The organism is Staphylococcus sp. EG-SA-18 (genome assembly GCF_017151825.1).
GTDB lineage: Bacteria > Bacillota > Bacilli > Staphylococcales > Staphylococcaceae > Staphylococcus > Staphylococcus aureus.
The window spans coordinates 18,238-44,744 of record NZ_JACYVY010000013.1; the positions used below are offsets into that span (position 1 = coordinate 18,238).

General features: G+C 32.4%; 28 protein-coding genes and 1 pseudogene. 7 read left to right on the forward strand and 22 right to left on the reverse strand.

The window, feature by feature from the left end:
• Nucleotides 1-246: 246 nt before the first annotated feature.
• From IDG66_RS04785 to IDG66_RS04795, 3 genes are all read right to left on the reverse strand, one after another.
• On the reverse strand, nt 247-777 hold the full coding sequence (locus IDG66_RS04785; protein ID WP_000184383.1) for an acyl-CoA thioesterase: 531 nt from the start codon (nt 775-777) through the stop codon (nt 247-249).
• An 88-nt stretch (nt 778-865) separates the two neighbouring features.
• Complete coding sequence (locus IDG66_RS04790; protein ID WP_078055712.1) at nt 866-2,122, reverse strand: aminopeptidase; 1,257 nt, start codon at nt 2,120-2,122, stop codon at nt 866-868.
• A 2-nt stretch (nt 2,123-2,124) separates the two neighbouring features.
• Complete coding sequence (locus IDG66_RS04795) at nt 2,125-2,325, reverse strand: DUF1128 family protein (RefSeq protein WP_000180460.1); 201 nt, start codon at nt 2,323-2,325, stop codon at nt 2,125-2,127.
• 146 nt (nt 2,326-2,471) lie between these two features.
• On the opposite strand from IDG66_RS04795, the gene IDG66_RS04800 reads away from it, so the two are divergent.
• The 3 genes from IDG66_RS04800 to IDG66_RS04810 all read left to right on the forward strand — a co-directional run bounded on the left by IDG66_RS04800 (nt 2,472) and on the right by IDG66_RS04810 (nt 4,707).
• A complete protein-coding gene (locus IDG66_RS04800; protein WP_000228666.1) occupies nt 2,472-2,936 on the forward strand; it encodes a low molecular weight protein-tyrosine-phosphatase in 465 nt (154 codons plus the stop codon).
• A gap of 6 nt (nt 2,937-2,942) precedes the next feature.
• Nucleotides 2,943-3,218 carry a YtxH domain-containing protein gene (locus IDG66_RS04805; RefSeq protein WP_000428172.1) on the forward strand — a complete coding sequence of 92 codons (276 nt, stop codon included), beginning with the start codon at nt 2,943-2,945 and terminating at the stop codon, nt 3,216-3,218.
• Nucleotides 3,219-3,495: 277 nt separating this feature from the next.
• The gene (locus tag IDG66_RS04810; RefSeq protein WP_000037091.1) at nt 3,496-4,707 is read left to right on the forward strand and encodes a YihY/virulence factor BrkB family protein; all 1,212 of its coding nucleotides are present in this window, start codon (nt 3,496-3,498) and stop codon (nt 4,705-4,707) included.
• Between the two features lie 111 nt (nt 4,708-4,818).
• On the opposite strand, the gene vraR is transcribed toward IDG66_RS04810, so the two are convergent.
• The 5 genes from vraR to map form a co-directional block, all read right to left on the reverse strand.
• Nucleotides 4,819-5,448: a response regulator transcription factor VraR gene (vraR, locus tag IDG66_RS04815; protein ID WP_000153535.1), complete on the reverse strand. Its 630-nt coding sequence runs from the start codon at nt 5,446-5,448 to the stop codon at nt 4,819-4,821.
• A complete protein-coding gene (gene vraS / locus IDG66_RS04820) occupies nt 5,438-6,481 on the reverse strand; it encodes a sensor histidine kinase VraS (protein WP_001017131.1) in 1,044 nt (347 codons plus the stop codon). Before vraS ends, vraR begins: the two co-directional genes overlap by 11 nt.
• Nucleotides 6,478-7,179, reverse strand: coding sequence for a cell wall-active antibiotics response protein VraT (gene vraT / locus IDG66_RS04825; RefSeq protein ID WP_000149064.1), 702 nt, complete (start codon nt 7,177-7,179; stop codon nt 6,478-6,480). Before vraT ends, vraS begins: the two co-directional genes overlap by 4 nt.
• Nucleotides 7,180-7,193: 14 nt before the next feature.
• Nucleotides 7,194-7,580, reverse strand: coding sequence for a hypothetical protein (locus IDG66_RS04830; protein WP_001110179.1), 387 nt, complete (start codon nt 7,578-7,580; stop codon nt 7,194-7,196).
• 216 nt (nt 7,581-7,796) lie between these two features.
• Nucleotides 7,797-8,555 carry a type I methionyl aminopeptidase gene (gene map, locus IDG66_RS04835; protein ID WP_000636142.1) on the reverse strand — a complete coding sequence of 253 codons (759 nt, stop codon included), beginning with the start codon at nt 8,553-8,555 and terminating at the stop codon, nt 7,797-7,799.
• Between the two features lie 530 nt (nt 8,556-9,085).
• Between map and IDG66_RS04840 the strand changes: the two genes are divergently transcribed.
• Complete coding sequence (locus IDG66_RS04840) at nt 9,086-10,072, forward strand: FUSC family protein (protein ID WP_000999713.1); 987 nt, start codon at nt 9,086-9,088, stop codon at nt 10,070-10,072.
• Nucleotides 10,073-10,561: 489 nt separating this feature from the next.
• Here IDG66_RS04840 and IDG66_RS04845 read toward each other — a convergent pair whose 3' ends face one another.
• The 4 genes and pseudogenes from IDG66_RS04845 to murT form a co-directional block, all read right to left on the reverse strand.
• Nucleotides 10,562-10,975 (reverse strand): hypothetical protein, encoded by a 414-nt coding sequence (locus IDG66_RS04845; protein ID WP_001837236.1) that lies wholly within the window; start codon nt 10,973-10,975, stop codon nt 10,562-10,564.
• Nucleotides 10,976-11,003: 28 nt separating this feature from the next.
• Nucleotides 11,004-11,115, reverse strand: a pseudogene (locus IDG66_RS04850) (hypothetical protein).
• A gap of 85 nt (nt 11,116-11,200) precedes the next feature.
• Nucleotides 11,201-11,932 carry a lipid II isoglutaminyl synthase subunit GatD gene (gene gatD, locus IDG66_RS04855; RefSeq protein WP_000544969.1) on the reverse strand — a complete coding sequence of 244 codons (732 nt, stop codon included), beginning with the start codon at nt 11,930-11,932 and terminating at the stop codon, nt 11,201-11,203.
• A gap of 1 nt (nt 11,933) precedes the next feature.
• Nucleotides 11,934-13,247 (reverse strand): lipid II isoglutaminyl synthase subunit MurT, encoded by a 1,314-nt coding sequence (gene murT / locus IDG66_RS04860; RefSeq protein WP_001250333.1) that lies wholly within the window; start codon nt 13,245-13,247, stop codon nt 11,934-11,936.
• A 291-nt stretch (nt 13,248-13,538) separates the two neighbouring features.
• Between murT and ftnA the strand changes: the two genes are divergently transcribed.
• The gene (gene ftnA, locus IDG66_RS04865; RefSeq protein ID WP_000949467.1) at nt 13,539-14,039 is read left to right on the forward strand and encodes an H-type ferritin FtnA; all 501 of its coding nucleotides are present in this window, start codon (nt 13,539-13,541) and stop codon (nt 14,037-14,039) included.
• 81 nt (nt 14,040-14,120) lie between these two features.
• On the opposite strand, the gene IDG66_RS04870 is transcribed toward ftnA, so the two are convergent.
• Entirely contained in the window at nt 14,121-14,213 is a 93-nt protein-coding gene (locus IDG66_RS04870) for a hypothetical protein (RefSeq protein WP_001790679.1), read from the reverse strand.
• A gap of 215 nt (nt 14,214-14,428) precedes the next feature.
• Between IDG66_RS04870 and IDG66_RS04875 the strand changes: the two genes are divergently transcribed.
• A complete protein-coding gene (locus IDG66_RS04875; RefSeq protein ID WP_000613738.1) occupies nt 14,429-14,983 on the forward strand; it encodes a 3'-5' exonuclease in 555 nt (184 codons plus the stop codon).
• 66 nt (nt 14,984-15,049) lie between these two features.
• Here the strand turns inward: IDG66_RS04875 and dinB are convergent, their stop codons facing one another.
• The 8 genes from dinB to gatC all read right to left on the reverse strand — a co-directional run bounded on the left by dinB (nt 15,050) and on the right by gatC (nt 23,311).
• Nucleotides 15,050-16,120, reverse strand: a complete 1,071-nt coding sequence (gene dinB, locus IDG66_RS04880; RefSeq protein WP_000140176.1) for a DNA polymerase IV — start codon at nt 16,118-16,120, stop codon at nt 15,050-15,052.
• 246 nt (nt 16,121-16,366) lie between these two features.
• Nucleotides 16,367-16,897, reverse strand: a complete 531-nt coding sequence (locus IDG66_RS04885; RefSeq protein ID WP_000548780.1) for a DUF3267 domain-containing protein — start codon at nt 16,895-16,897, stop codon at nt 16,367-16,369.
• Between the two features lie 169 nt (nt 16,898-17,066).
• A complete protein-coding gene (gene rlmD, locus IDG66_RS04890) occupies nt 17,067-18,428 on the reverse strand; it encodes a 23S rRNA (uracil(1939)-C(5))-methyltransferase RlmD (protein WP_001147864.1) in 1,362 nt (453 codons plus the stop codon).
• 80 nt (nt 18,429-18,508) lie between these two features.
• A complete protein-coding gene (locus IDG66_RS04895) occupies nt 18,509-19,456 on the reverse strand; it encodes a diacylglycerol kinase (RefSeq protein WP_001231451.1) in 948 nt (315 codons plus the stop codon).
• 467 nt (nt 19,457-19,923) lie between these two features.
• The gene (locus IDG66_RS04900) at nt 19,924-20,070 is read right to left on the reverse strand and encodes a hypothetical protein (RefSeq protein ID WP_001789566.1); all 147 of its coding nucleotides are present in this window, start codon (nt 20,068-20,070) and stop codon (nt 19,924-19,926) included.
• Nucleotides 20,071-20,109: 39 nt separating this feature from the next.
• Nucleotides 20,110-21,537, reverse strand: coding sequence for an Asp-tRNA(Asn)/Glu-tRNA(Gln) amidotransferase subunit GatB (gene gatB, locus IDG66_RS04905; RefSeq protein ID WP_000545370.1), 1,428 nt, complete (start codon nt 21,535-21,537; stop codon nt 20,110-20,112).
• A gap of 12 nt (nt 21,538-21,549) precedes the next feature.
• Nucleotides 21,550-23,007: an Asp-tRNA(Asn)/Glu-tRNA(Gln) amidotransferase subunit GatA gene (gatA, locus tag IDG66_RS04910; RefSeq protein WP_000027917.1), complete on the reverse strand. Its 1,458-nt coding sequence runs from the start codon at nt 23,005-23,007 to the stop codon at nt 21,550-21,552.
• 1 nt (nt 23,008) lies between these two features.
• Nucleotides 23,009-23,311 (reverse strand): Asp-tRNA(Asn)/Glu-tRNA(Gln) amidotransferase subunit GatC, encoded by a 303-nt coding sequence (gatC, locus tag IDG66_RS04915; RefSeq protein ID WP_000170162.1) that lies wholly within the window; start codon nt 23,309-23,311, stop codon nt 23,009-23,011.
• 366 nt (nt 23,312-23,677) lie between these two features.
• Between gatC and putP the strand changes: the two genes are divergently transcribed.
• Nucleotides 23,678-25,216, forward strand: coding sequence for a sodium/proline symporter PutP (gene putP / locus IDG66_RS04920; RefSeq protein WP_103143743.1), 1,539 nt, complete (start codon nt 23,678-23,680; stop codon nt 25,214-25,216).
• 88 nt (nt 25,217-25,304) lie between these two features.
• Here putP and IDG66_RS04925 read toward each other — a convergent pair whose 3' ends face one another.
• On the reverse strand, nt 25,305-26,504 hold the full coding sequence (locus IDG66_RS04925; RefSeq protein WP_000831697.1) for a CamS family sex pheromone protein: 1,200 nt from the start codon (nt 26,502-26,504) through the stop codon (nt 25,305-25,307).
• Nucleotides 26,505-26,507: the final 3 nt, after the last annotated feature.

Here is a 26,507-nt window from a genome sequence, read left to right on the forward strand (position 1 = left end):
TGCGGAGAAGCACTTTATCGATAAGTAGTCTCCGCATATTTTAATGCTATTATAAAATAAAAAACAATTAATTGCTGGCAGTACTCTACTTTAATAATAAAGGTCATTTAATAGGACTAATAGTCTATAATAAAAGGGTTAAATTTTAACTAAAAGCATAAACGTGCATAATCAAAAAGACAGATTGTAGGTGGAATATTCGAACATAACAGTTCAATTCATCCTTAACAATCTGTCTTTATATTTTTAGTCTCTAATATGTTGCACTTGAGCTAAATATTCAATTGTTTGTTTACTTTCAATGCGACGTGCTTTTCTTCGTTCAACACGTTGTGGTGCTGTATCATAAAACCATTTTTCAACATCATCTTCTGGATATACACCAGGTACATGTTTAGGTTTGCCTTCATCATCTAACGCAACAAATGTTAGGTAACTTAATGCAGCTAAATCATGCTTGTTATTAAATACATCGTCAATTCTAATTTGAACGACCACTTCCATTGAACTAGTCCCAGCGTATGAAACCATCGCTACGTATTGTAATATGTCCCCTGTTTTAATCGGCTTTAAGAAATCTACTGAGTCTGTAGATGCGGTAACTACTTGCGCACCAGCATGTTTCATAGCTGTGATTGCTGCAATTTCATCAATATTAGCCATCAATGTACCACCAAACATTGTATGATGGTGATTCGTATCTTGAGGGAAAACTTGTCTATTTTTATAACATTTTGATTCTGACATAGATTTCATTGGTCTGTCCTGATTTGTCATTATTTTATCTCCCAATCTATACTTTAATCACGTATTTGACCTTTAAATACATGTTTCATTTCCTACTCAGCACCTCAAAATACATTTATTAAAATGTTGATGCCCAATTTCCATTTTCAAATACTAGTTCTTTTGAACCATCTTCGAATATGCCATAAATAGTCAAATCACTACTACCAATCATGAAATCGACATGTACGTTTGAATCATTTAATCCGCTTGCAATCTTTTCCTCAACAGTCATTTCCGTTCCACCTTGAATATTAAAGGCGTAAGCAGATCCAATCGCTAAATGACATGCTGCATTTTCATCAAATAAAGTATTGTAAAAAATGGTATTACGATTTGATATCGGTGAATCATCAGGTACTAATGCTACTTCACCTAATCTTCTTGAACCTTCATCAGTATTGATTAAATCTTTCAATACCGCTTCACCTTTTTCAGCTGAAAAATCAATAATCTCTCCATCTTTAAACATCAATTTAAATTGATCGATAATTGTGCCATTATAACTTAAAGGCAATTTATTAGTAACATATCCATCTACTCTATTTCGATCTGGTGCTGTAAATACTTCTTCAGTTGGTATATTAGCAATAAAAGCTTGTTCCTTGCCGTTAACATAACTTGTAGCATCTTCCCAGATATGATTTTTCGCTAAACCTACTGTTAAATCAGTACCTTCAGATACATAATGCAACGCATGGTAATTTTTTTGTTGTAACTTTTGAGCGTAAACACTTAAATTAGCGATGTGTTGACGCCAATTTTCAACTGGATCGTTACCATCAATTCGCACAATATCGAATACCTCGTCAATAAACTTAATATATGCTTCTTCCACAGATAGTTCAGGATACACACTCTTCGCCCAAGCTTTAGATGGAAAAGCAGCTACGACCCATGGAAATTGATTTTTTTGTACACTTTCCATATATCCTTTAAATGCGCGTGCGTTTTGTTGTTGAAATGCTTGTAATTTTTGGCTATCGATACCATCCATTAAATCAGGATCTTCACTAATAAGTGCTAAATTAGCAGCGCCACGTTTAACGTAATCCATTCTCGCTTCAACATCATATGATTTTATCTCATGATTAGCAAAATGTTCCACAGATTCATTTTCAAATTTTAAGCGTTTTAAGGTTGGATCGCTATATACAACACGTACATCTGAAGCGCCACAATGATATGCTTCTTCTACAATTAAATGCGTTAATTCTAATGTTTCTACTGATGATCTAATAAATACTGGCTGTTTTGGTTGAACATTCATACCAACCTTAACTAATAGTTCAGCGTATTGTTGTAACTTTTCTTTGTAATTAGTCAAAATTCCCACTCCTAGTCGTGTCGCAATTGTCCTAAAGCGTCAGCAATAGCTGTCACTTCACTTGGCGACAATCTTTCTCTTGATTGAACAAAATCATATATATCTGTTAATTCTTCTTCATTTGCATTTTTATATTTTTCAGGATCTAATAATCCTTGATTAACAATATTTAACTTCTCTCTAATAGCTAATACTTTCTCTTCATTTGTCATAGCCACAATGTTCACCTCTAATAATAGTTATGTTATCAAAGTATCACAATTTAATAAACTTTAATAGAATTTTATATAATCTGCTTTCTTATTGTTTAAAGTCGCTATAAAATGGGGATATAACTACATAGTTTGGAGGAATCAAAATGGTAGATGTAGCATTTGTCTGTCTTGGCAATATATGTCGTTCTCCAATGGCAGAAGCAATCATGCGACAAAGACTTAAAGACAGAAATATTCATGATATTAAAGTACATTCAAGAGGTACTGGTAGCTGGAATTTAGGAGAGCCACCTCATGAAGGTACACAAAAAATTCTCAACAAACACAATATTCCATTTGATGGCATGATTAGTGAATTATTCGAAGCGACAGATGATTTTGATTACATTGTGGCTATGGATCAAAGTAACGTTGATAATATTAAATCTATCAATCCTAATCTTAAGGGACAATTGTTCAAACTGTTAGAATTTAGTAATATGGAAGAGAGTGATGTACCAGATCCATACTACACGAATAATTTTGAAGGTGTATACGACATGGTATTATCATCTTGTGATAATTTAATAGACTACATCGTAAAAGATGCAAATTTGAAAGAGGGGTAGTTTTTTATGGAAAATAAATTTGTTCCTGGTATTTTAATTGGTGCCGTAATTGGTGGTGCAATTAGTTTAGCTGATAAATCTACACGTCAAGCTTTAGTTCAATCAGTTAAAGATGCAAAAAATGGTAACCGCACTCGTAAGCCTTCTAAAGTCAGCAAGATTAAAGACGAAGTTTTATACTGGAAAGATGTTGTTGAAGAAATTCGTCGTAATAATCCTGAATTAGAACGTTCATTAAAAGATGCGAAAGAAACATTTGTTAATAGAAAAAATCAACGCTAAGATGATTTTGTTTTTATAAGGCAATACTTAACAATTTGGTGTACGCCTTTCATAGTTATCATTATTAAATGATAATACAATGATTGGCCAAACTGCATTGTTTCAGTATTGCCTTTGTTTTAATTTTAAATCAAAATAGCCTATGAAAGATTTAAATCAATTAATTTCTATAATATTATCATTTTTAAAGCATATCATTGTTTAGTTTTTTTATAATTGGATAAATACTAATAGTTACTTTATAAAACATTACATAGAGAAAGGTTAAGGAGTGCACATGTCGAAAAAGGATCACTCTTCTTCAAAATATCTTAATTCTGTTAAGGAAGCACAAGAGGAGTCAAAAAATAAAAGTAATCCCAAAATTGATGTTGATCGTACATATATTGAACCTCAACAATTCCAATCTAAGAAACCTAAAAAAGATGATCAGGTTTTCTTCTTATCAAGATTAAATAAACCTGCAAAATATAAGAAAGACTCTAATTTCTTATCATATCTCATCTATCGCATAGGAAAAGATGATGCCTCAGGACTAGCAGCACAAATGACTTACCATTTCGTACTTGCTATGTTCCCTATGTTGCTTTTCCTATTAACATTATTACCATTTTTCAATATTAAGCAGAGTCAAATTACTAATATGTTAAGCAATGCACCCGCTGAAACATCTACTCTAATTAAGAGTGTAATTGGTGATATAACTCAAAACTCCAGTGGTGGCTTATTATCTATCGGTTTGATTTTAGCAATTTGGTCAGCTTCAAATGGAATGACTGCAATTATGAATTCTTTCAATGTTGCTTACGATGTAGAAGATAGCCGTAATGGAATCGTATTAAAACTACTAAGTGTTGTCTTCACTGTAGTTATGGGCGTTGTGTTTGTAGTTGCTCTAGCATTACCAACGCTTGGTTCTGTAATTAGTCATTTCCTATTCGGTCCACTTGGATTTGACGAACAAGTGAAATGGATTTTTAACCTTATTAGAATTGTGTTACCAATCATTATTATATTTATCGTATTTATCGTGTTATATTCGGTTGCACCTAACGTTAAAACGAAGCTTAAGTCAGTATTACCAGGTGCAGTATTTACTTCAATTATTTGGTTAGCTGGTTCATTTGGTTTTGGTTGGTATATTTCAAATTTTGGTAACTATTCTAAAACATATGGCAGTATCGCGGGTATCATCATTTTGTTACTATGGTTATATATCACAAGTTTTATTATAATTGTCGGTGCTGAAATCAATGCAATCATTCATCAGCGTAGTGTAATTAAAGGTAAAACACCTGAAGAAGCAGCATTAGAACATGATGACAATAATAAAAATCATTATAATGAGAACACTAGATACGAATATGATGAAGATAGTAATGCAACACATCAACGTACGTACCATGTTGATGAACATCCTAGTGATACCTATCCAGAAGATGATAAAAATATAAAAGACAAAATCGTTGATAAGCTTAAAAAAGACTAAACACCAACAAAACAGAGGTTTTCGCTAATGATTGCGAAGACCTCTGTTTTTGGTGTCTATTTGATGTTATATTGTGATTGGCGTAAGTAACTTTTCTTAATTCAATACGAACTATTGAATTAAATTATGTTGGAATGCATAGATGACAGCTTGTGTTCTATCTTGCACTTCTAACTTACTTAAAATGTTACTCACATGTGTCTTAACCGTTTTAATAGTAATATGCGATGCACTAGCAATTTCTTGATTTGAGTAACCTTTCGCAATCAATAATAATATTTCCATTTCTCGTTCTGTAAGCATTTCATATAACTCTGCGCGCTTTTTCATACGGTTACGCATTTTCACTAAAACTTCCGGTTCAAAAACAGATTCTCCTCTAGAAGTTTTACGAACTGCATCGGCGATATCTTTTGCACTTGTTGTTTTTAAAATGTAACTATCGACACCTGCATCTAATGCACGATATACCTCTTTATCTTCAATAAAACTAGTTAACATTAATACTTTAATTTGCGGTAAATCTTTTTTAATCTGAGTCGTCGCTTCTACACCATCCATGTCTTCCATAAGTAAATCCATTAAAATTAAATCTGGCTTCAACTCATGGGCTTTGGCAATTGCTTCCTTACCAGAAGCGCCTTCACCAACTACTTCAATATCACTTTGCGTTGATAGATAACTTGAAATTCCTATACGTACCATTTCATGATCATCCACAAACAATACTTTAATCGTCATACGAATCCTCCTTATTTAAAGGTGCTTTCACCTCGATACGTGTACCTGAATCTGGCAATGATACAATATGGAACGTTGCACCAATTTCCAAAGCTCTTTCACGCATATTTTTAAGTCCATAACTTTGTTCTAATTTTTCATCAACATTAAAACCTTTACCATTGTCTTGAATTCTCAACAATAAATAATCGTCTTTATTAAACAATTCTACTGTCACTTTTGTACCGTTTGAATGACGCAATGTATTCGAAATTGCTTCCTGTGTAATTCTGAACAAATGATCTTCAATACCTTTAGGCACTTTAAAATCTTGTATTTCATGCACAACTTTCATCGGCACTTTTTTTTGTAAATCAATAACTAAATCTTTAATACCCTCACCTAAAGATTTGTCTTTTAAACCAAGCGGTCTTAAATGTAACAGCAAAGCACGCATTTCTAACTGCGAATCTTGAACCATTTTCTCTAAAATCGGAATTTGTTGGTCTAATGGTGGTTCTAACTTCGTTTCTTTGATAGCAGAAAGCATCATACTTGCCGCAAAAAGTTGCTGACTAACAGAATCGTGAAGTTCTCGAGCTAGTCTTTGACGTTCATCTTCAATAATCTTTTTAACTTTCACATCATTAATATTATAATTTTCATTGGTTAAATTTTGAGTTTTAAGTCGCAACTTATGCAATTCTTGATTTAAAGGTACGAGTGTATGGTATAAATCTAACGTTTCACTATATATTTCTATATTTTGATCATTAATGCCAACTGTTTCGCCTTCCATTGAACGCTCAATTTGCGTCTTAATCCAATCATTTTGCTGATTGATTTTGTATGCGAGTACCGAACCAACAATAATACACAATAATATGATGATGAGATTTAAAAATAAAAAGACTGGTATTCCGAATATTTGTGTATAAAACATACCTTGAAAATAGATGATATTTACAAAAACTTTATCGATGAATAGAAATGCAGCTAGCATGCTATATACTAAGATGAGCATTGAACCAATTGTTCTAATGTAGTGGTTCATCGATAAATCACCTCTACGTCTCCGATAAACGTTGATACGTAGATATTAACTGTATAGTTATCCGGTTTCATCATTTCTTCAATATGAATATTGTTATTTTCAACTTTATATGATTTTTCATTCACGTAAGTACTTCCATAAAAAGCAGCTACATGTAAATTAATATTGTAATTAACCGGCAATATAACCTGCACTTTACCTAAAATGTGTCTAACAACAATGGTATTATTTTCCTTAATATTTGCAGCTTTTGTTAAGTCAATATGTAGGTCGCCAATTCCATGTTGAATTTGGACATCTTCCCATTTATATACATAAACTGGTGTACGTTGCTCACCAAACCACTTTTGTTTAATAAAAGATGGTGAAGTCATAACCTCATCCGTCGCAACTACTTTTTTTGGTTTAAATTTGTGTATTAAATAACGCACAATAAGTAGTAATAAAAAGACGAACAAGATGATGATTGTATACTTATTAGACAATAATGTGAATGCAATTAATAGCGCGCCTATCCAAAACGCCAAAAGGCCACGTATTTTATGAAAATAAAGATATCCTACATAAACTAATACACATCCCAATAATAGAACGAGTAAAAAGCCAATTTTTTCAAAAAATATGTAGTAAAAATTGGCAATAATCATTAATGCAGTAAAAATGATCAACATTTGCGTTGATATATATTTGTGTGTCATGTTTCGCCGCCTTTCTATGCCACAGCGTTCATATAATTTATTAGATACGATGTTTTTTCTGTTGCTATTTTTTCAGTTGAAGTTTGTTGAATTTGAGTTTCAATTTGTGCATAATATGCTTCAACTTTATTCAACTCTGATTTAATATTTTCAATTTCTTGATTATTGATTTCTCTTGCACATTGAATTTGAAATGCTTCAGCAATATCAATATATTTATTTTCTAATGTTAGCATTAGACTGTCAATTAACTTGCTAAGTTGTTCTTTTTTAGTAATTAAATAACGCATATAATCATCTAAATTTTTCATTTTTTCATCTAGCATTAAAAGGTAGTGCTTGATATTATTTCTTACTGTTGCTCTCAAAAACTGTTCAATATAACGTTCAACATAGTTCATAACTATCACCTTTTATAATAAGTTTTAAAATACCAAATGCGCTATGTATCTTCGTTGATGTCGATGATATGTTTGCTTAAAAACTACTTTAGTACAACATATTTTTGAAATGACGCATTGATTGTGTTCTTAATTATTATAAAACAGTTCCGAAACCAATATGAATAGGCTCCGGAACTAAATGATGTTCATACTTTAGTCTTAGTATATGTTGAACTATTCTTCTTCAATTTTTGTCGTTAAAATCGGACCATCCTTAGTCACGATAACCGTATGCTCAATTTGAGCAACAAAACTTTTATCGCTCGTTTCAAAAGCCCATTCATTTTTACCTTCTGTAACAAATGATGCATTTGATGAGATAAACGGTTCAATAGCTAATACCATACCTTCAGTTAATAATGTTTTGTCTTTTGGATCAAAGTAATTAAGTACATGTGCTGGTGCTTCATGTAATGATAAACCAACACCATGACCTGTTAAGTTTTTAATGACTTTCAAATCATTTTGTCTAGCTGTATTATGCACCGCTTTACCAATGTTACTTAACTTAGTACCCGGTTTTACTTTTGCAATTGCATTCTCAAATGCCATCGTTGCTACGTCACATACTTTTTGTTTCATTGGATCATCTGATTCTCCAACGACAAATGAAATGCCTGTATCTGCATAATAGCCATTCTTCAAAGCCGATACATCAATATTTACTAAATCTCCTTCACGAATGACACGCTTACTTGGAATCCCATGTGCCACCTCTTCATTGACACTAATACACGTTTGACCAGGAAAATTTTCATCATGAATTGGCGCAGAAATAGCACCGTATTCTTCAAATAACTCTTTCGCAATATTATCAAGCTCTTTCGTAGTGATACCTGGTTTGGTTGCAGCTTGCATTGTATTGCGCACTTTAGCGCATATGTATCCAATTTCTTTTAACGCTTGTAATTCTTCTTCTGTTTTTACAATCATTTTATCCCGTTCCTTTTTTATATAATTATAACTTATTATAGCAAAAATTCTTTGATATACTAAAGATGTTACTTTAGTATTTTGGAAAGTGAGTGAGACATAGTGTGATAAAGAAAAAATATTTCTTTATCGTTGTACCCCAACTTGCATTGCCTGTAGAAATTGTAGATCCAATTTCTCTATGTTGGGGCCCCGCCAACCTGCACATTATCGTAAGCTGACTTTTCGTCAGCTTCTGTGTTGGGGCCCACACCCCAACTTGCATTGCCTGTAGAATTTCTTTTTTGAAATTCTCTATGTTGGGGCCCCGGACTATAATTGAAAAATGCTTGTTACAAGTGCATTTTATTTCAGTCAACTACTAACAATATAACATTGTGGAGCCCAGAACTTTGATTAATGTATATGAAAATCAAAGTAATGCTTAAGTATGATTATTTCAAATATTTTACATACATGAACTTTTCCAATGTACGATACTATTATTATAAAGCGCTCGCTAAGATTTTACGATGATTAGAGGTTAAAAAATGAACGATCAATGGTATAAACATTTAATTGGTGCCAGAACAATTAAAACTGGTATTGCCATTTTTTTAACAGCTGTCTTTTGTATGGCACTAGATTTAACACCCATCTATGCCATTTTAACAGCTGTAGTCACAATTGAACCAACTGCCAAGGCATCACTTATTAAAGGTTATCGTAGATTACCTGCTACGGTAATTGGTGCAGGCTTTGCAGTATTATTTACATATTTATTCGGCGATCAATCACCTTTTACATATGCATTGAGTGCAACGTTCACGATTTTATTCTGTACAAAACTCAAATTGCAAGTTGGTACGAATGTCGCTGTACTAACATCATTAGCTATGATTCCAGGTATTCATGATGCCTACATATTCAACTTTTTGTCTCGAACATTGACAGCAATTATTGGACTCGTGACATCAGGTTTAATTAACTTCATGGTGTTTCCACCTAAGTATTATGGTCAGGTCGAAGAAAAATTAAGTAAGACAGATGCCTTGATGTATAAATTATTTTACAATCGCTGCCAAGAACTTATCTTATCAAGACTGCAATCTGATAAAAGCGAAAAAGCATATAAAAATATTTTCAATTTAAACAATCAAGTTGAAACGTTAATAAGTTATCAACGTGATGAATTAAGCTATCATAAGAAAAAAGAATGTGATTGGAAATTACTCAATCAATTAACTAAACGTGCATATACGAATCGTTTGTTTATCACTCATTTATCAAATATCATTTACTTACCTAAAAATACTCGTGTTAACTTTTCAGGTGACGAAAAAATGGCATTGCTAAAAATTAGTAGTAGCATCAAAGATATATTTTATGATGGTTCTTTTAAGAGAGAAGATGATTCTGTAGAAACTTTACGTTCGACAATAAAAGCACTTGAAATTAGTGGTGAAAATCAAATTAAAAGTCATATACTATACGAAGTTCTAATGATTTATCGACTGCTAGACAGCAGATATGCTTAATTTAAGTACCTTATACTAATTGGCACCATGGGAGTGGGACAGAAATGATATTTTCGTAAAATTTATTTCGTCGTCCCACCCCAACTCGCATTGCCTGTAGAATTTCTTTTCGAAATTCTCTGTGTTGGGGCCCACACCCCAACTTGCATTGTCTGTTGAAATTGGGAATCCAATTTCTCTTTGTTGGGGCCCACACCCCAACTTGCATTGTCTGTAGAAATTGGGAATCCAATTTCTCTTTGTTGGGGCCCCTGACTAGAATTGAAAAAAGCTTGTTACAAGCGCATTTTCGTTCAGTCAACTACTGCCAATATAACTTCGTAGAGCATAGAACATTGATTTATGTCCCCGCCTCTTTTTATCGTATATAGCATGTCCCTTTTTAAAATTACAAGCATAAATATTCAGACTCAAATATAGCCACACCCCTAAACTACGGAGGGATGTGGCTGTCTTTTTTGATTGTAATTATGTATCAGATTTAAATCATTAATGTAAAGAGGCTAATTCATTAATAAATTTAGTAAAATCTGATTTAGCAACATTTATCCTTAATGAAATACCAGATTCTGTTGCCATGTTTGAATGCCTTAAACCAGAATCAAAATCAATATAAATACAAAGCAGTTCTTGATTAAAATCAATAATTGTAAAATGTAAATCAGGTTCTATAAAATATATTTCAGTAACAGGATTGTCGTAATCCATATGTTTCAAATTGTCCATGTCACTATCAAAAAGTGCAAATTCAAATTTAACTTCTTGATCTTCGAAAGTTGCACTAGTGTCGAAATAATAAATTTTATTATCTTCTTCGATAACTACATCTTTTAAAATAAATGTTATCGATGTTTTGCTATGTAAATAAGATGCATCTTTTAATATCAATTTAGTAGGCTTCATCGTCAAATTCCTTTCATCATTCATTTTTTCATGTTGCATAATCACCATTACTATTGATAATTCTAGGATAGATACTCATTGTATAATAATTATTCACTAGAACAAAAAAAACACACATCAATTTGGTTGTTTCCATCCAAAATAATGTGTGTGTTTATACATATATGATTAATTACTAAACTTCATCGTTTATCAATATTAAATCCATTGATGCGATGTTCAGAGTTAACGAGATTTCTTCTGTCTATTTGCTCTGTCTATTAATACTTGTTTCGCTTGTATTTCCGCTTCATTATCTATTTCTTTAGGCTCAAACGGAATACCCTTACGTTCACAAGCTTTTTCTAACAGATAATCAGTGATTTCGTAATTTTTAGGTAAAATTGGTCCGTGTAAATAAGTACCTAATAAATTTTTATAATGAATGCCTTCTTTTTTATCTTCATCATTATTACCATAACCAAAAGTGACATGACCAAGTGTACCGAAATCATGATATGTTCTACCACCGTGATTTTCAAAACCTACAATAGTTCCAAAAGTATCACTTTCGATAACAATATCTCCTGTTAATCGGTTTGTCTTTGATTCAGTATAAAAATCTAAAATACCTAACCCTTCTAATTCTGTACCATCAGGCGTGATATATTTTTTTCCTAAAAATTGATAGCCTCCACAAATTGTTAATCCCGGCATACCATCTTCAATCGCTTCTTTAAGTGGTGTCTTAATTTTACTTAATTCTTTTGTTGCTAATGCTTGTTCTCTATCACTTCCACCACCGATAAAGAAAATATCACATTCATCAAAGGTAATACCTTCTGTTTCATTGATTTCTACGACATTAACTTTAATATTTCGTTTTTTAGCACGTTGTCTTAAAGCAATAATATTTCCTATATCACTGTATAAATTCAATTTATCTGACATAAAATGATAAATAGTCAATTCATGCATATTATGATTGACCTCCTTCAAACGAACGGTTTAATTGTTCAAGCATAGGCGCTAATGATGTATAGTTTGGTATTGCAACTGTGAAACCTTTATAATCCATAGTCTTTGCCGTTGCTTTATAAATATCACGCTCAACTATAATTGGTACTTCAACCTCTGCTAACTTCAATCGCAATTGAAGTTCTTCTGCTCGTGTACCTGTCACGATGATAGCTTCAATTTGTTGCTTAGATAATTTTTCAAAATCTGCATCATAAATCCATGAAGTATCTCGACCATCTGCAGCGTTATCATTTAGCGAAATAACATACACTTTTTCGCCTTCTAATTGTTCACCAACTGATAAACTTGCATTCATTCCTGCAGGATTTTTAGCTAAATTGATCATCGCTTCTTTTCGTTCTTTTTTAAAGTACTGCATACGACCATTGTCTGATGTATACGTTTCAAAGCCATTTTTAATTGCTTGTTCATTTAACCCTAGCTCTCTTAAAACAGTATATGCTGCTAACGCGTTATAAGCGTTAAAGTCACCTGCAATTTTCATATCATATTTTTCATCATTGATATTTAAATGTAAAAACGGTGCCACATCAAAACTTGATATTTCATATTTTGCTTGCTCTCGTTTGAAACCACACTGACAGTGATAATGACCAATTTGATTATAATGAATATAATCGTATTGCAATAAGCGACCACAGTTTGGACAATATCTACTTTCATTCATCGTACTTTGTTCAAATTCATGGGCATGTGCTTTCATACCATAGTACACAATCGTATCACTTGCGATTTTCAAACGACTCACAAATGGATCATCAGCATTTAGCAATAATTTGATGCCTTTATTACTAATTGTCTCTGCAATGTTATTAACCATAATATCAATTTCACCGAAGCGATCCATTTGATCTCTAAAGAAATTAGTAAATACCATCATTGAAGGTGTAACTTCTTTTAACACACGTGGAATCGAACCTTCATCAATTTCGATTACCGCAATTTTAGTCTTAGGTGTTGATTGCATGATGAATGCAGAAGTTATACCTGCAGCCATATTAGCACCTTCATTATTGTGTATAATTTGAATATTATTTGCTTTTAAAGTATGTCCAATTAAGTTTGAAGTCGTTGTTTTACCATTTGTTCCACTGATAAATACAATATCATCAACTTGCTCTGCTAATTTTCTTAATATATCTGTATCCACTTTTCTAGCGATTTGTCCAGGTAAATCTGTTCCTCTTTTACCTACTGCTCTACTTGCTTTACGCGCCAATTTCGCTAGATGGATTGCCGTCCACTGTCTCATGTGTTTCCTCCTCAAATTTCCACTCGCATCATTATAACATGACAAGGCAACTTCAAAAAAGTTTCTCAATCACAAATTGATACAGTGTTTCTAAATTATAATAATTCTCATTTAGATAATTAAAAATGATATTTATTCTCAATTAAATATCGCTAAATGATACATTTTCTCAATTAGAGTGCTAAAATAAGGTGTTAAATTATAATTATTATTATTTACAATTGAGAATGAGTTTGTTATACTAAGTTTAATTCATAGTAATTTTAATTTACAAATAAGAGGTGTATCAAAATGTTAAGTAAAAATTTATTAGAAGCATTAAATGATCAAATGAACCATGAGTACTTTGCAGCACACGCATATATGGCAATGGCAGCATACTGTGATAAAGAATCGTACGAAGGATTTGCAAACTTCTTCATTCAACAAGCTAAAGAAGAACGTTTCCATGGACAAAAGATTTATAACTATATTAACGACAGAGGTGCACATGCAGAATTCAGAGCAGTTTCAGCACCAAAAATTGACTTTTCAAGCATACTAGAAACTTTCAAAGACAGCTTATCTCAAGAACAAGAAGTAACAAGACGTTTCTATAACTTATCTGAAATCGCTCGTCAAGATAAAGATTATGCAACTATCTCATTCTTAAACTGGTTCTTAGATGAACAAGTCGAAGAAGAATCAATGTTTGAAACTCACATCAATTATTTAACTCGTATCGGCGATGACAGCAATGCATTATATCTTTACGAAAAAGAACTTGGCGCTCGTACATTCGACGAAGAATAATTAAACATCACTACAATAGACAGATAAATATCATACGACATGATAGGCATTTGGGTCACTTACAATAACCCAATGTCTATATTATTTTGCTTTACGGAGATCACTAGATTCATTTTCTGAATCATTGATCTGCGTTTTTTCATTTTCAAGGCTAATTATTGTATTTTTAGTCATTTATTTTTTAAACTACTAATGTTAATAACTCTAAATTTGATGTTGAATTAATTTGACCGATTTTAAAGCATATCATCATTTACTTTTTAATCAGAGTTACATCCAAATGATAGATTTCACGTTATACCTTCACGTATAATATTATGTATCGTTTGTAAGCAAATGACTAAAAGTCTATTAATATATACATTTAATTAATTGAAAGGATTGACTACATGATACAAGATGCGTTTGTTGCACTTGATTTTGAAACAGCAAATGGTAAACGTACAAGTATTTGTTCTGTCGGAATGGTTAAAGTCATTGATAGTCAAATAACAGAAACATTTCATACTCTTGTGAATCCGCAAGACTATTTTTCACAACAAAATATTAAAGTTCATGGCATACAACCAGAAGATGTTGAAAATGCACCTACGTTTGACTACGTATTTCCATATATGATGCAATTTATTGCAGATTTACCTGTTGTCGCACATAACGCGGCATTTGATATGAACGTCTTACATCAAAGCATTCAAAATATTGGTTTACCAACACCAAATTTAACTTACTTTTGTAGTTATCAACTTGCTAAAAGAACCGTTGATTCGTATCGATACGGTTTAAAACATATGATGGAGTTTTATCAATTAGATTTTCATGGTCATCATGATGCATTGAATGATGCCAAAGCATGCGCAATGATTACTTTTAGGCTACTGAAAAATTATGAAAATTTAACATATGTAACTAATATTTATGGTAAAAATCTAAAAGATAAAGGCTAGGACTAAATAAAATACTCCCTTCAAAGTAAGCATTGTAAAAATGTAAACTTTGCAGGGAGCTTTATTTTATATAAAGTCATATATCGTCATATTTTTATAAGTTGATTGTTCTAAATTACCTACAGTGACACCAATAAGTCGAATTGGTACATCAGGGTCTTTTAAATCGTTATAAAGTAAATATGCAATATTATAAATATCTTCTTCAGAACTAACCGAATCTCTTAAACTCATCTGTTTAGATAGCGTTTCAAATTGATAAGTTTTAATTTTAACCGTTACAGTTTTAGCTGACTTCTGTAATTTATTTAGACGTTCAGCTGTTTTACCTGACAATTCCCATACTTTTCTTAAAATCTCTTCATCATCATTCACGTCTGTTGCAAATGTGCGTTCAGTCCCTACTGATTTTCTTACTCTTGATGATTTCACTTCACTATGGTCAATACCGCGTGCCTTGTTATATAAACCCCGACCTCTTTTTCCAAACAAACGTATTAATTCAAATTCCGTTTTCTCATATAAATCTCTACCGTTAAAAATACCATTATCATGCATTACTTTTTTGGAAGCTTTACCTACGCCTGGAAAATCTCCAATATCCAATGTCATCAAAATATCATGGACATTTTGATAATCAATCACAGTCATACCATCAGGTTTATTCATACCACTCGCTAATTTAGCTAAAAATTTGTTATAAGAAACACCTGCAGATGCTGTTAAATGTGTCTGCTCTAGAATATCTTTTCTAATATACTGAGCAATTTTCGAAGCAGGAAGGTCTGGTCTCACTAATTCTGTAATATCTAAATACGCTTCATCCAATGACATCGGTTCTACCTTATCTGTATAACTTCGGAAAATAGACATAATCTGCGCAGATGTTTCTCGGTAAGCACCAAAATTACTTGTGACAAAGTATCCATTTGGACATAATTTATGCGCTTGTGACATAGGCATTGCTGAATGGACGCCGTATTTTCGTGCTTCATAAGATGCCGTAGAGACAACACCCCTACTGCTTGCTTTACCACCAACAATAACTGGTTTCCCTTTCAATTTGGGGTTGTCTCTCATTTCGACTTGTGCAAAAAAATAGTCCATATCTATATGAATAATTCGTCTCTCAGTCAAGTGCTCACCTCCCTACTAATTTTTACTTTTATAACGCACAAAAATATCTCAACATAATTATACGCTGTGTACGATTTTTTTACATAAATCTTGCACTTAGCGATAACTATATTGAGATAACTACAAGTTGTTATAAAATCAATTGCTATTTAAGCATGATGATGAAGACGATTGAGTAAGAAAACATAGGTAATCTGAAATAATTCAAGCAAATTCATTTTGTTGGTATCATCATATTAAAATTTATTATTGAGCCGGCTTTTGATGATACAAATAAATACTATCTTCATCTTGTTGAACATATTTAAAACTACTAGATATTGTTAATGCAACAAGCAGAATATCTATAAAGCAATAAGCAGTATGCATACTAAACATAAAAATAAGTGATGAATAACCAAATACCTTAATTAAAATAAGCAAGCCAGTACTTAATAGGATTAGTGGTGACAGCATAATAATTGAGAATTGCCATTTGTTGAAGCAAGCATCTGCTGTTTGGAATAAGATTCTGTCTTTTTTTATATTAAACATAGGTTTGCTATCTTTTTTAAATAAAAGAAATAATGCTCTATGGATAAGTTCATGTAAAATCAATAAAATAATGAATCCAGCAAACCCATATACAAGATTGATGATGATATTTTGATCGACAACCGCTGTGACACCTAACGCCCACTTATACGTAAATAAAATCACGAATAACGCAATAACAAGTTGCAAGATAATAAACCTTCGCATTTGAAAATTATTTGTCGTTAAATCAATTTTATGCATTACCAACCCTCCCGATCATGACATTCTTATTCTTCTTTAAATATAGTATACAATGTCACATTTAATTTAAAAAGTTCATATCAAGAAAGTAAATTGGCTGTAATAAAATTTTAATATACGACTTCTTTCTTCACTTATTAAGGCGAAATTTTATCTCAAATCATGTGCGCTATTTCAAATTGAATAATGCCACTGTCTCAACATGTGTTGTTTGTGGAAACATATCTACCGGTGTTACCTCTTCAAGTTGATATTTTTCAGCTAATAATAATGCATCACGTTGCTGTGTTGCGGGATTACATGAAATATAGACAATACGCTTAGGTTCTAATGTAAGCAAAGTCTGAATAAACGTTTCGTCACAGCCCTTTCTTGGCGGATCAACCATTACAACATCTGGTTTAATCCCTTGTGCTTTCCATTGTAAAATAACTTCTTCAGCTTTCCCACAGACAAAAGTTGTATTATTGCATTGGTTTATAGTCGCATTTTGTTGTGCGTCTTCAATTGCAGAAGGTACTACTTCAACACCGTATACATGTTTTGCATGTGGTGCCATATATAGCCCTATTGTTCCAATACCACAATAGGTATCTAATACAACTTCATTACCTGTCAATTGCGCATATTCAATTGCTTTATTATATAATTTCTCTGTTTGTTCAGAATTAATTTGGTAGAATGACTGATCACTTATTTTAAATGTACTATCTGTTAATTGATCAATAATTGTATCTTTACCATATAGCGTTATAGATTGACGCCCCATAATAACATTAGAGTGGCTATCATTAATGTTTTGTTTAATGCTTGTCACATTAGGAAATGCATCTAATATCTTCTCAACAACAGCATTTTTTTGTGGCCACTTTTTACCATTAGTTACAAAAATAATCATCATTTCGTCTGTATGATATCCTGTTCTTACAACCAAATGTCTCATTAAACCTTTTTTCAATTGTTCTTGATAAATACTTACATTTAAATCTTTTAAAATAGATTTAACTTCATTCATCACTTCTTGATGTTGTGAATCTTGTATTAAACAACTTTCCATGTCAATAATGTCATGGCTTCTTTGACGATAAAAGCCCATAATAACTTCATTCTGTTCATTCTTACCAACTGGAATCTGGGACTTGTTTCGATATCTCCAAGGATCTGTCATGCCAACTGTATCGTTAATCTTAGAATTATCAAAATGCGCTTTTCGCTGAAACAAATTAATCACTTGTTCCTTTTTCATTTCAAGTTGTGCTTCGTATGATAAGTGTTGAAGTTGGCACCCACCACAACGTTCATAATATATACATGGCGGTGCAACACGATTCTCACTTCTCGTATTTATATTAAGCAACTTACCTATCGCAAAGTTCTTTTTTACTTTGATAATTTTATATTCAATTTGTTCATTAATTAAAGCTTGTGGTATGAAAATAGGAAAGCGATCTATTTTTACGACACCATGGCCTTCATGCGTTAAATCAACAACTGTTCCCGTTTTTATGTCATTTTTAGCTATTGCTTGCAAAATTTTACCTCCAAAATGAACAGGTTAGGAACAAAATTATGCGCTTCCTAACCTGCCATTATATATTTCACTATTTCTGTTTATTCTTCGATTAAATTGTCATCAACATGATCATTATTTATTAACTCTTCATTTACAATATCATTAGGTGCAAAGACATCTATATGACGTTCTAGATTTAAGAAATTCGCTGGTAATTTACCACCATATTCTCCATCTACATTTAGTTGTAAGTCTGTGAATGATGAAATATTAATTGCCTTTGCTTTTTCATAAATAACTTTAGGATGCTTAGTATGTTCTCCTCTTGAAGCTAAAGTCATAATATGACCAAGTTCTGCAAGGTTTGATTTTTCAACTATAATTAACGTAAAATAGCCGTCATCTAACTTAGCGTCCGGCACTAATTTTTCAAATCCTGCCATTGAATTTGTTAAACCTAAAAAGAATAATAATGCTTCTCCTTGGAAAACATTACCATCATATTCAATTCTTAAATCTACAGCTTTCATTTGAGGTAACATTTCGAAACCTTTGATGTAATAAGCAAATGGACCAACAATAGATTTCAATTTACTCGGTGTTTCATAAGAGACTTGCGTCAATTGTCCGCCTGCAGCTAAATTAATAAAGTATCGATTATTCATTTTACCAATATCTACTTTAGTAGAATGACCTTCAATGATGACATCAAGTGCCCCCATGATGTCATTAGGTATATGCAATGCACGTCCAAAGTCATTAACAGTACCCATAGGAATGACACCTAGCTTAGGACGATTAGGCTTTTCTGCGATACCATTAACTACTTCATTTAATGTTCCATCACCACCTGCAGCGATTAATACATCATAATTTTCATGCATAGCTCTTTCTGCTTCAAGTGTGGCATCACCTATTTTCTCGGTTGCATATGCACTCGTTTCATATCCCGCTTTTTCTAATTTTATTAAGGCATCAGGTAATTCTCTTTTAAATAGCTCTTTACCTGATGTCGGGTTATAAATGATTCTAGCACGTTTCCTCATATCTTATCCCTCTACTTAAAATTCATATATTTTAACATCATCTTTGTTTCGTCTAATAGGGAGTGGGACAGAAATAATATTTAACAAAATTTATTTCGTTCTACCCCAACTTGCACATTATTGTAAGCTGACAGAAAGTCAGCTTCTTTGTTGGGGCCCCACTAGAATTGAAAAAAGCTTGTTACAAGCGTATTTTCTTTCAGTCAACTACTGCCAATATAACATTGTAGTGCCTAGGACATTGAATTTATGACCCAGGCTCAGTCTTATTTCATCATTCTTAATATCGTTAAAGACCAACTTGTATCTTAAACAAATACTATCTCAATATGTACAAAGCTTGTTATTTATTCAGCATTTTTTGCCGTTCTTCATTATATAGACTTCGTCAGTTATGCTATTTTACCTTTAAAATGATGTTGTAAATATAATGTTGTCTTTATACAAAAATGTTTTATACCTTTTTATTATACAGTTTGCCTTAATATAATTAAAGCTAACGCATTAATAAAATTAATATTTTTACCATTAACATGTACAATGAATAAAGTTAAAAGTAATATGACTTCTATAGATATAAATAAACCCTCGATTGCATCTAAGTCAGCAATCAAGGGTTTATTTTTTAAATCTTCATAGTTTGATGATTTAAATTATCTTTTATCTAATTCTTGTTTTAATAGTTGATTTACTAATTGTGGATTAGCTTGACCTTTAGACGCTTTCATAATTTGACCAACTAAGAAGCCCATAGCTTTGCCTTTACCATTTTTGTAATCTTCAACTGATTGTTCGTTATTGTCTAATGCTTCATTTACAAATTTTAGAAGTGTTGCTTCATCAGAAATTTGAACTAAGCCATTATCTTCCATAATCTGTTTAGCATTACCACCTTTAGCTGCTAACTCTGGGAAGACTTTCTTCGCAATTTTACTGCTCATTGTTCCGTCTTCGATAAGTTTAATCATACCTGCTAAATTTTCTGGTGTTAATTTAGTATCTAATAATTCTACTTGATTTTTATTTAAATATTCGTTTACGCCACCCATTAACCAGTTAGATGTTAATTTAACATCTGCACCGTGTTCAATTGTTGATTCAAAGAAATCTGACATTTCTTTAGTCAATGTTAATACGTGTGCATCGTATGCAGGTAAACCTAATTCATTTACATACTTAGCTTTACGTTCATCTGGTAATTCAGGAATTGTCTGACGAACACGCTCTTTCCAAGCATCATCAATATATAAAGGTACAATGTCAGGCTCTGGGAAGTAACGGTAATCATCAGAACCTTCTTTAACACGCATTAAAATTGTTTTACCTGTAGATTCATCAAATCGACGTGTTTCTTGTCCGATTTCTCCACCATTTAACAATTCTTCTTCTTGGCGTTTTTCTTCATATTCTAAACCTTTACGTACATAGTTAAATGAGTTTAAGTTTTTCAATTCGGCTTTAGTACCAAATTTTTCTTGACCATATGGACGTAAAGAGATGTTAGCATCACAACGTAAAGATCCCTCTTCCATCTTAACGTCTGATACACCAGTGTATTGAATAATTGAACGCAATTTTTCTAAATATGCATATGCTTCTTTAGGTGAACGAATATCTGGTTCAGATACGATTTCAATTAGCGGTGTACCTTGACGGTTCAAGTCAACTAATGAATACTCACCTTTATGTGTTGACTTACCAGCATCTTCTTCCATGTGAAGACGAGTAATACCGATTCGTTTTGTTTCACCGTCGACTTCGATATCGATATATCCATTTTCACCAATTGGTTGATCAAATTGAGAAATTTGATATGCTTTTGGATTATCTGGATAGAAATAGTTCTTACGGTCAAACTTAGATTCTGTTGCGATTTCCATATTTAGTGCCATTGCAGCACGCATTGCCCAGTCTACTGCCCGCTTATTAACAACTGGTAAGACACCTGGATATGCTAAGTCGATAACATTTGTATTTGAGTTAGGTTCTGCTCCAAAATGCGCTGGTGATGGAGAAAACATTTTTGAGTCCGTTTTTAACTCTACGTGAACTTCAAGTCCTATAACTGTTTCAAAATGCATGATTTCCACTCCTTATAATTTTTCATAAACGTCATGTAAATTGTATTGTGTTTCATATTGATAAGCGACACGATATAACGTTTTTTCATCGAATGGTTTACCAATGAACTGTAAACCGATTGGTCGGCCATTTGATTGTCCACAAGGAACAGAAATACCAGGTAATCCAGCTAAGTTTACTGGTGTTGTTAATAAATCATTGGCATACATTGTTAATGGATCATCAATTTCTTCACCTAAATTAAACGCAGTTGTAGGCGCTGTTGGACCAACTACTACATCATAATTTTCGAATACTTTATCAAAGTCATTTTTAATCAATGTTCTAACTTTTTGAGATTTTTTATAGTAAGCATCGTAGTAACCTGAACTTAATGCAAATGTACCTAAGAAAATACGACGTTTTACTTCTTTACCGAAACCTTCAGATCTTGACATTTTATATAATTCTTCTAATGAATGAGCTTCTTTAGAATGATAACCATAACGAATTCCGTCAAAACGAGAAAGGTTTGACGAAGCTTCTGATGATGCAATCACGTAATATGATGGAATACCAAATTTAGTATTTGGCAATGATACTTCCTCAACGACAGCACCTAAAGATTTTAAAGTTTCTACAGCGTTTTGAACTGCTTCTTTTACGTCATCAGCTACACCTTCACCTAAGTATTCTTTAGGTAATGCAACTTTTAATCCTTTAATATCTTTACCAATTTCAGATGTAAAGTCTACATCATCAACTGGTGCACTTGTAGAGTCATTAACATCTGCACCAGAAATAGCTTCTAATACGATTGCATTATCTTTTACATTTCGAGTCAATGGACCAATTTGGTCTAATGAAGATGCAAAAGCAACTAATCCAAATCGAGATACACGACCGTATGTTGGTTTCATACCGACAACGCCACAATATGCAGCCGGTTGTCTAATTGAACCACCTGTGTCTGAACCTAAGCTAAATGGTACTAAACCAGCTGCAACTGCTGCTGCAGATCCACCTGATGAACCACCTGGTACTGCTTTATGGTCAAATGGGTTAACTGTTTTTTTGAAATAAGATGTTTCTGTTGAACCACCCATTGCAAACTCATCCATATTTAATTTACCGATTAAAACGGCATTCTCTTTATGTAGTTTTTCCATTACAGTAGATTCGTAAATTGGCACAAAACCTTCTAACATTTTACTTGCACATGTTGTTTCTAATCCGTTTGTAATAATGTTATCTTTTATACCCATTGGAATACCAAATAATTTGCCATCCATTTGATCTTTTGCTTGTAATTCATCCAATTCTTGCGCTTTTTTGATTGCATTTTCTTTATCCAGCGCTAGAAAAGACTTAATTGTTGGATCAGTCTCTTCAATTGCATCATATATATCTTTAACAACATCAGATGGTTTGATTTTTTTGTCTTTTATTAAAGTTAATAAATTCTCAACCGATTCGTAGCGAATGCTCATCTTACGCGTCCTCCTCATTCATGATTGTAGGCACTTTAAATTGTCCATCTTCTGTTTCTTTGGCATTTTTCAAAGCTAATTCTTGCGGAATACCTTTAATTGCTTTATCTTCACGTAAAACGTTTTGTAAATCTAAAACGTGATATGTAGGTTCAACGCCTTCTGTATCAGCGCTATCATTTTGTTTTGCAAAATCTAAAATGCTTTCTAATGTGTTGGCCATTTCTTCCGTTTCTTCAGGAGAAATTTGAAGTCTTGCAAGATTCGCGATATGCTCAACTTCTTCACGTGTTACTTTTGTCATTAATAAAAGCCTCCTTTAAGTCATTCATCACTAAATTGTATCAAATTTCCAATTAAAAATCTAAGTATTTATGAGGTGCTACTTTAATTTCATATAAACTGTATAAACATTATCATTCGTTTATCAAATCATTTTTTATGAAAACAACACTCTTTTAATATTAGACAACCCAATTCAATATTATGATTATGCAATTTTAATTATAAAAATTTGCTCATATCCAAAAAATACGAAAGCGCTTTCTATATTGGTATGCAAGTATTTCAAAAAGAATAAATTTAATTTTCCTACTTTTCTAAACATTTATCTTTATGTATAATGTTTTCAAGTAACTAAATTATAAATTAAATAAAGGGAGTGTTTATCATGCTTACAATGGGGACAGCATTAAGTCAACAAGTAGATGCCAATTGGCAAACTTATATTATGATTGCCGTCTACTTCTTGATACTAATCGTTATTGGCTTTTACGGTTACAAGCAAGCAACTGGTAACCTAAGCGAGTACATGTTAGGTGGACGTAGTATTGGACCGTATATTACTGCATTATCAGCTGGAGCTTCAGATATGAGTGGATGGATGATTATGGGGCTACCTGGTTCTGTCTATAGCACTGGTCTATCAGCTATGTGGATTACAATCGGTTTAACATTAGGTGCTTATATAAATTACTTTGTTGTTGCTCCTAGACTTCGTGTTTATACCGAATTAGCTGGAGATGCAATTACATTACCAGATTTCTTTAAAAATCGTTTAAACGATAAAAATAATGTGTTAAAGATTATTTCTGGATTGATTATCGTAGTATTCTTTACATTATATACACATTCTGGTTTCGTATCTGGTGGTAAACTATTTGAAAGTGCTTTTGGATTAGATTATCATTTCGGTTTAATATTAGTTGCTTTCATTGTCATTTTCTATACTTTCTTTGGTGGATATTTAGCTGTATCAATTACAGATTTCTTCCAAGGTGTCATTATGTTAATTGCGATGGTTATGGTCCTTATTGTTGCTATGATGAATTTAAACGGCTGGGGAACGTTTCATGATGTAGCAGCTATGAAACCTACAAATTTAAATTTATTTAAAGGGTTATCATTTATAGGAATTATCTCTCTATTTTCATGGGGATTAGGTTATTTCGGTCAACCTCATATCATTGTAAGGTTTATGTCTATTAAATCACACAAGATGCTACCTAAAGCTAGACGTTTAGGTATTAGCTGGATGGCTGTTGGTTTATTAGGCGCTGTGGCTGTTGGTTTAACAGGTATTGCATTCGTACCTGCTTATCATATTAAACTAGAAGATCCTGAGACATTATTCATCGTGATGAGTCAAGTACTCTTCCATCCTCTTGTAGGTGGTTTCTTACTTGCTGCGATTCTAGCTGCAATTATGAGCACGATTTCTTCACAATTACTTGTAACATCTAGTTCACTAACGGAAGACTTTTATAAATTAATTCGTGGTGAAGAAAAAGCTAAAACGCACCAAAAAGAATTTGTTATGATTGGAAGATTATCTGTATTAGTTGTAGCAATTGTTGCCATCGCGATTGCATGGAATCCAAACGACACAATTCTAAACTTAGTAGGTAACGCTTGGGCCGGATTTGGTGCATCGTTCAGTCCACTTGTGCTATTTGCACTTTACTGGAAAGGTTTGACACGTGCCGGTGCTGTAAGTGGAATGGTTTCAGGTGCCTTAGTCGTTATCGTTTGGATTGCGTGGATTAAACCATTGGCACATATCAACGAAATATTCGGCTTATATGAAATTATTCCTGGATTTATTGTAAGTGTAATCGTTACATATGTTGTAAGTAAACTTACTAAAAAACCTGGTGCATTTGTTGAAACTGACTTAAACAAAGTCCGCGACATCGTTAGAGAAAAATAATTCATAAGTCTTAACAAATTAAAAAGGTACTAATGTTAATCAAAATTCTGACTAACATTGGTACCTTTTTATTATCTTTAAATTACAATTAATTACTGTAAATATGAACTTGCGGTTCTTTGTCATCTTTTGTCTTACTAATTAAAGCACGTGGTTGGTTACCATCTTTAATACGAATTTCATAGTTATCGATTTTATCGAAATATTTATTCGCTTGTTCAGTAACGTACTGTGTAATACCAATTGTTTCAGCTTGTCCATAGTAATCGATTGGTAAATCTACTACTAATCGTTGTGGCTTTTTATCAACAAATTTAACTTTCCCTACTGCTTGTGTGAAATTAGAAAAATATGATTGCAAATTATCATTAAATTGCTTGAAATTATTATTTAAATTTTCATCATAATCTACTGCTGTTGAAGAAGGTAATAAAGCTGATTTTTCATTGATATTATGCCATTCATTAAGCTTTGTTTGACTCTTTTCTGCAGTCGCTTGAGTGATAAATTCACCTGGTGTGATTGAATCTTCACTTGATTGCTTATAAATTGCAAAATGAATTGGTATATCTTTTAAATCATCATTTTCACGTAACCTTGATAATATCTCACTAGCCATTTGTTTACCTTGCTTTTTAACTTCGCTATCATCTAGTTTTTTACTAAAAGTCGGTCCATCTTTTTCTTTTTTATAGTAATAAACACTATTCATAGCTAAACCAATCGTCATACCTTTAATATTCTTACCTTTTGTATCTCCACCACCATAAAAATCTTGCTCTAAAATGTTAGATAAATAGGCTGGTGATTTTTCTGCAATCTTTTCAGGATCTGTTTCACCTTCGTGTGATGGATTAAGTCCTAAATTTTCATTCGCTTTCTTGTCTTTTTTATCTTTTTCAGACATCTTATCGATTTCACGTTTTGTATACTTAGGATTTAAATAGGCATTAATTGTTTTCTTGTCCAAAAATTGACCATCTTGATACAAATATTTATCTGTTGGAAATACTTCTTTACTTAAGTTCAATAAACCATCTTCAAAGTCGCCGCCATTATAACTATTTGCCATGTTATCTTGTAAAAGTCCTCTTGCCTGGCTTTCTTTAAATGGTAACAATGTACGATAGTTATCACCTTGTACATTTTTATCCGTAGCAATTTCTTTTACTTGATTTGAACTATTGTTATGTTTTTGATTATCTTTTCCAGCCTGGTCATCCTTATGGTTACCACAAGCAGCGAGTATAAAGATAGCTGTAATCAATAATACTAATGTACGCTTCATCGA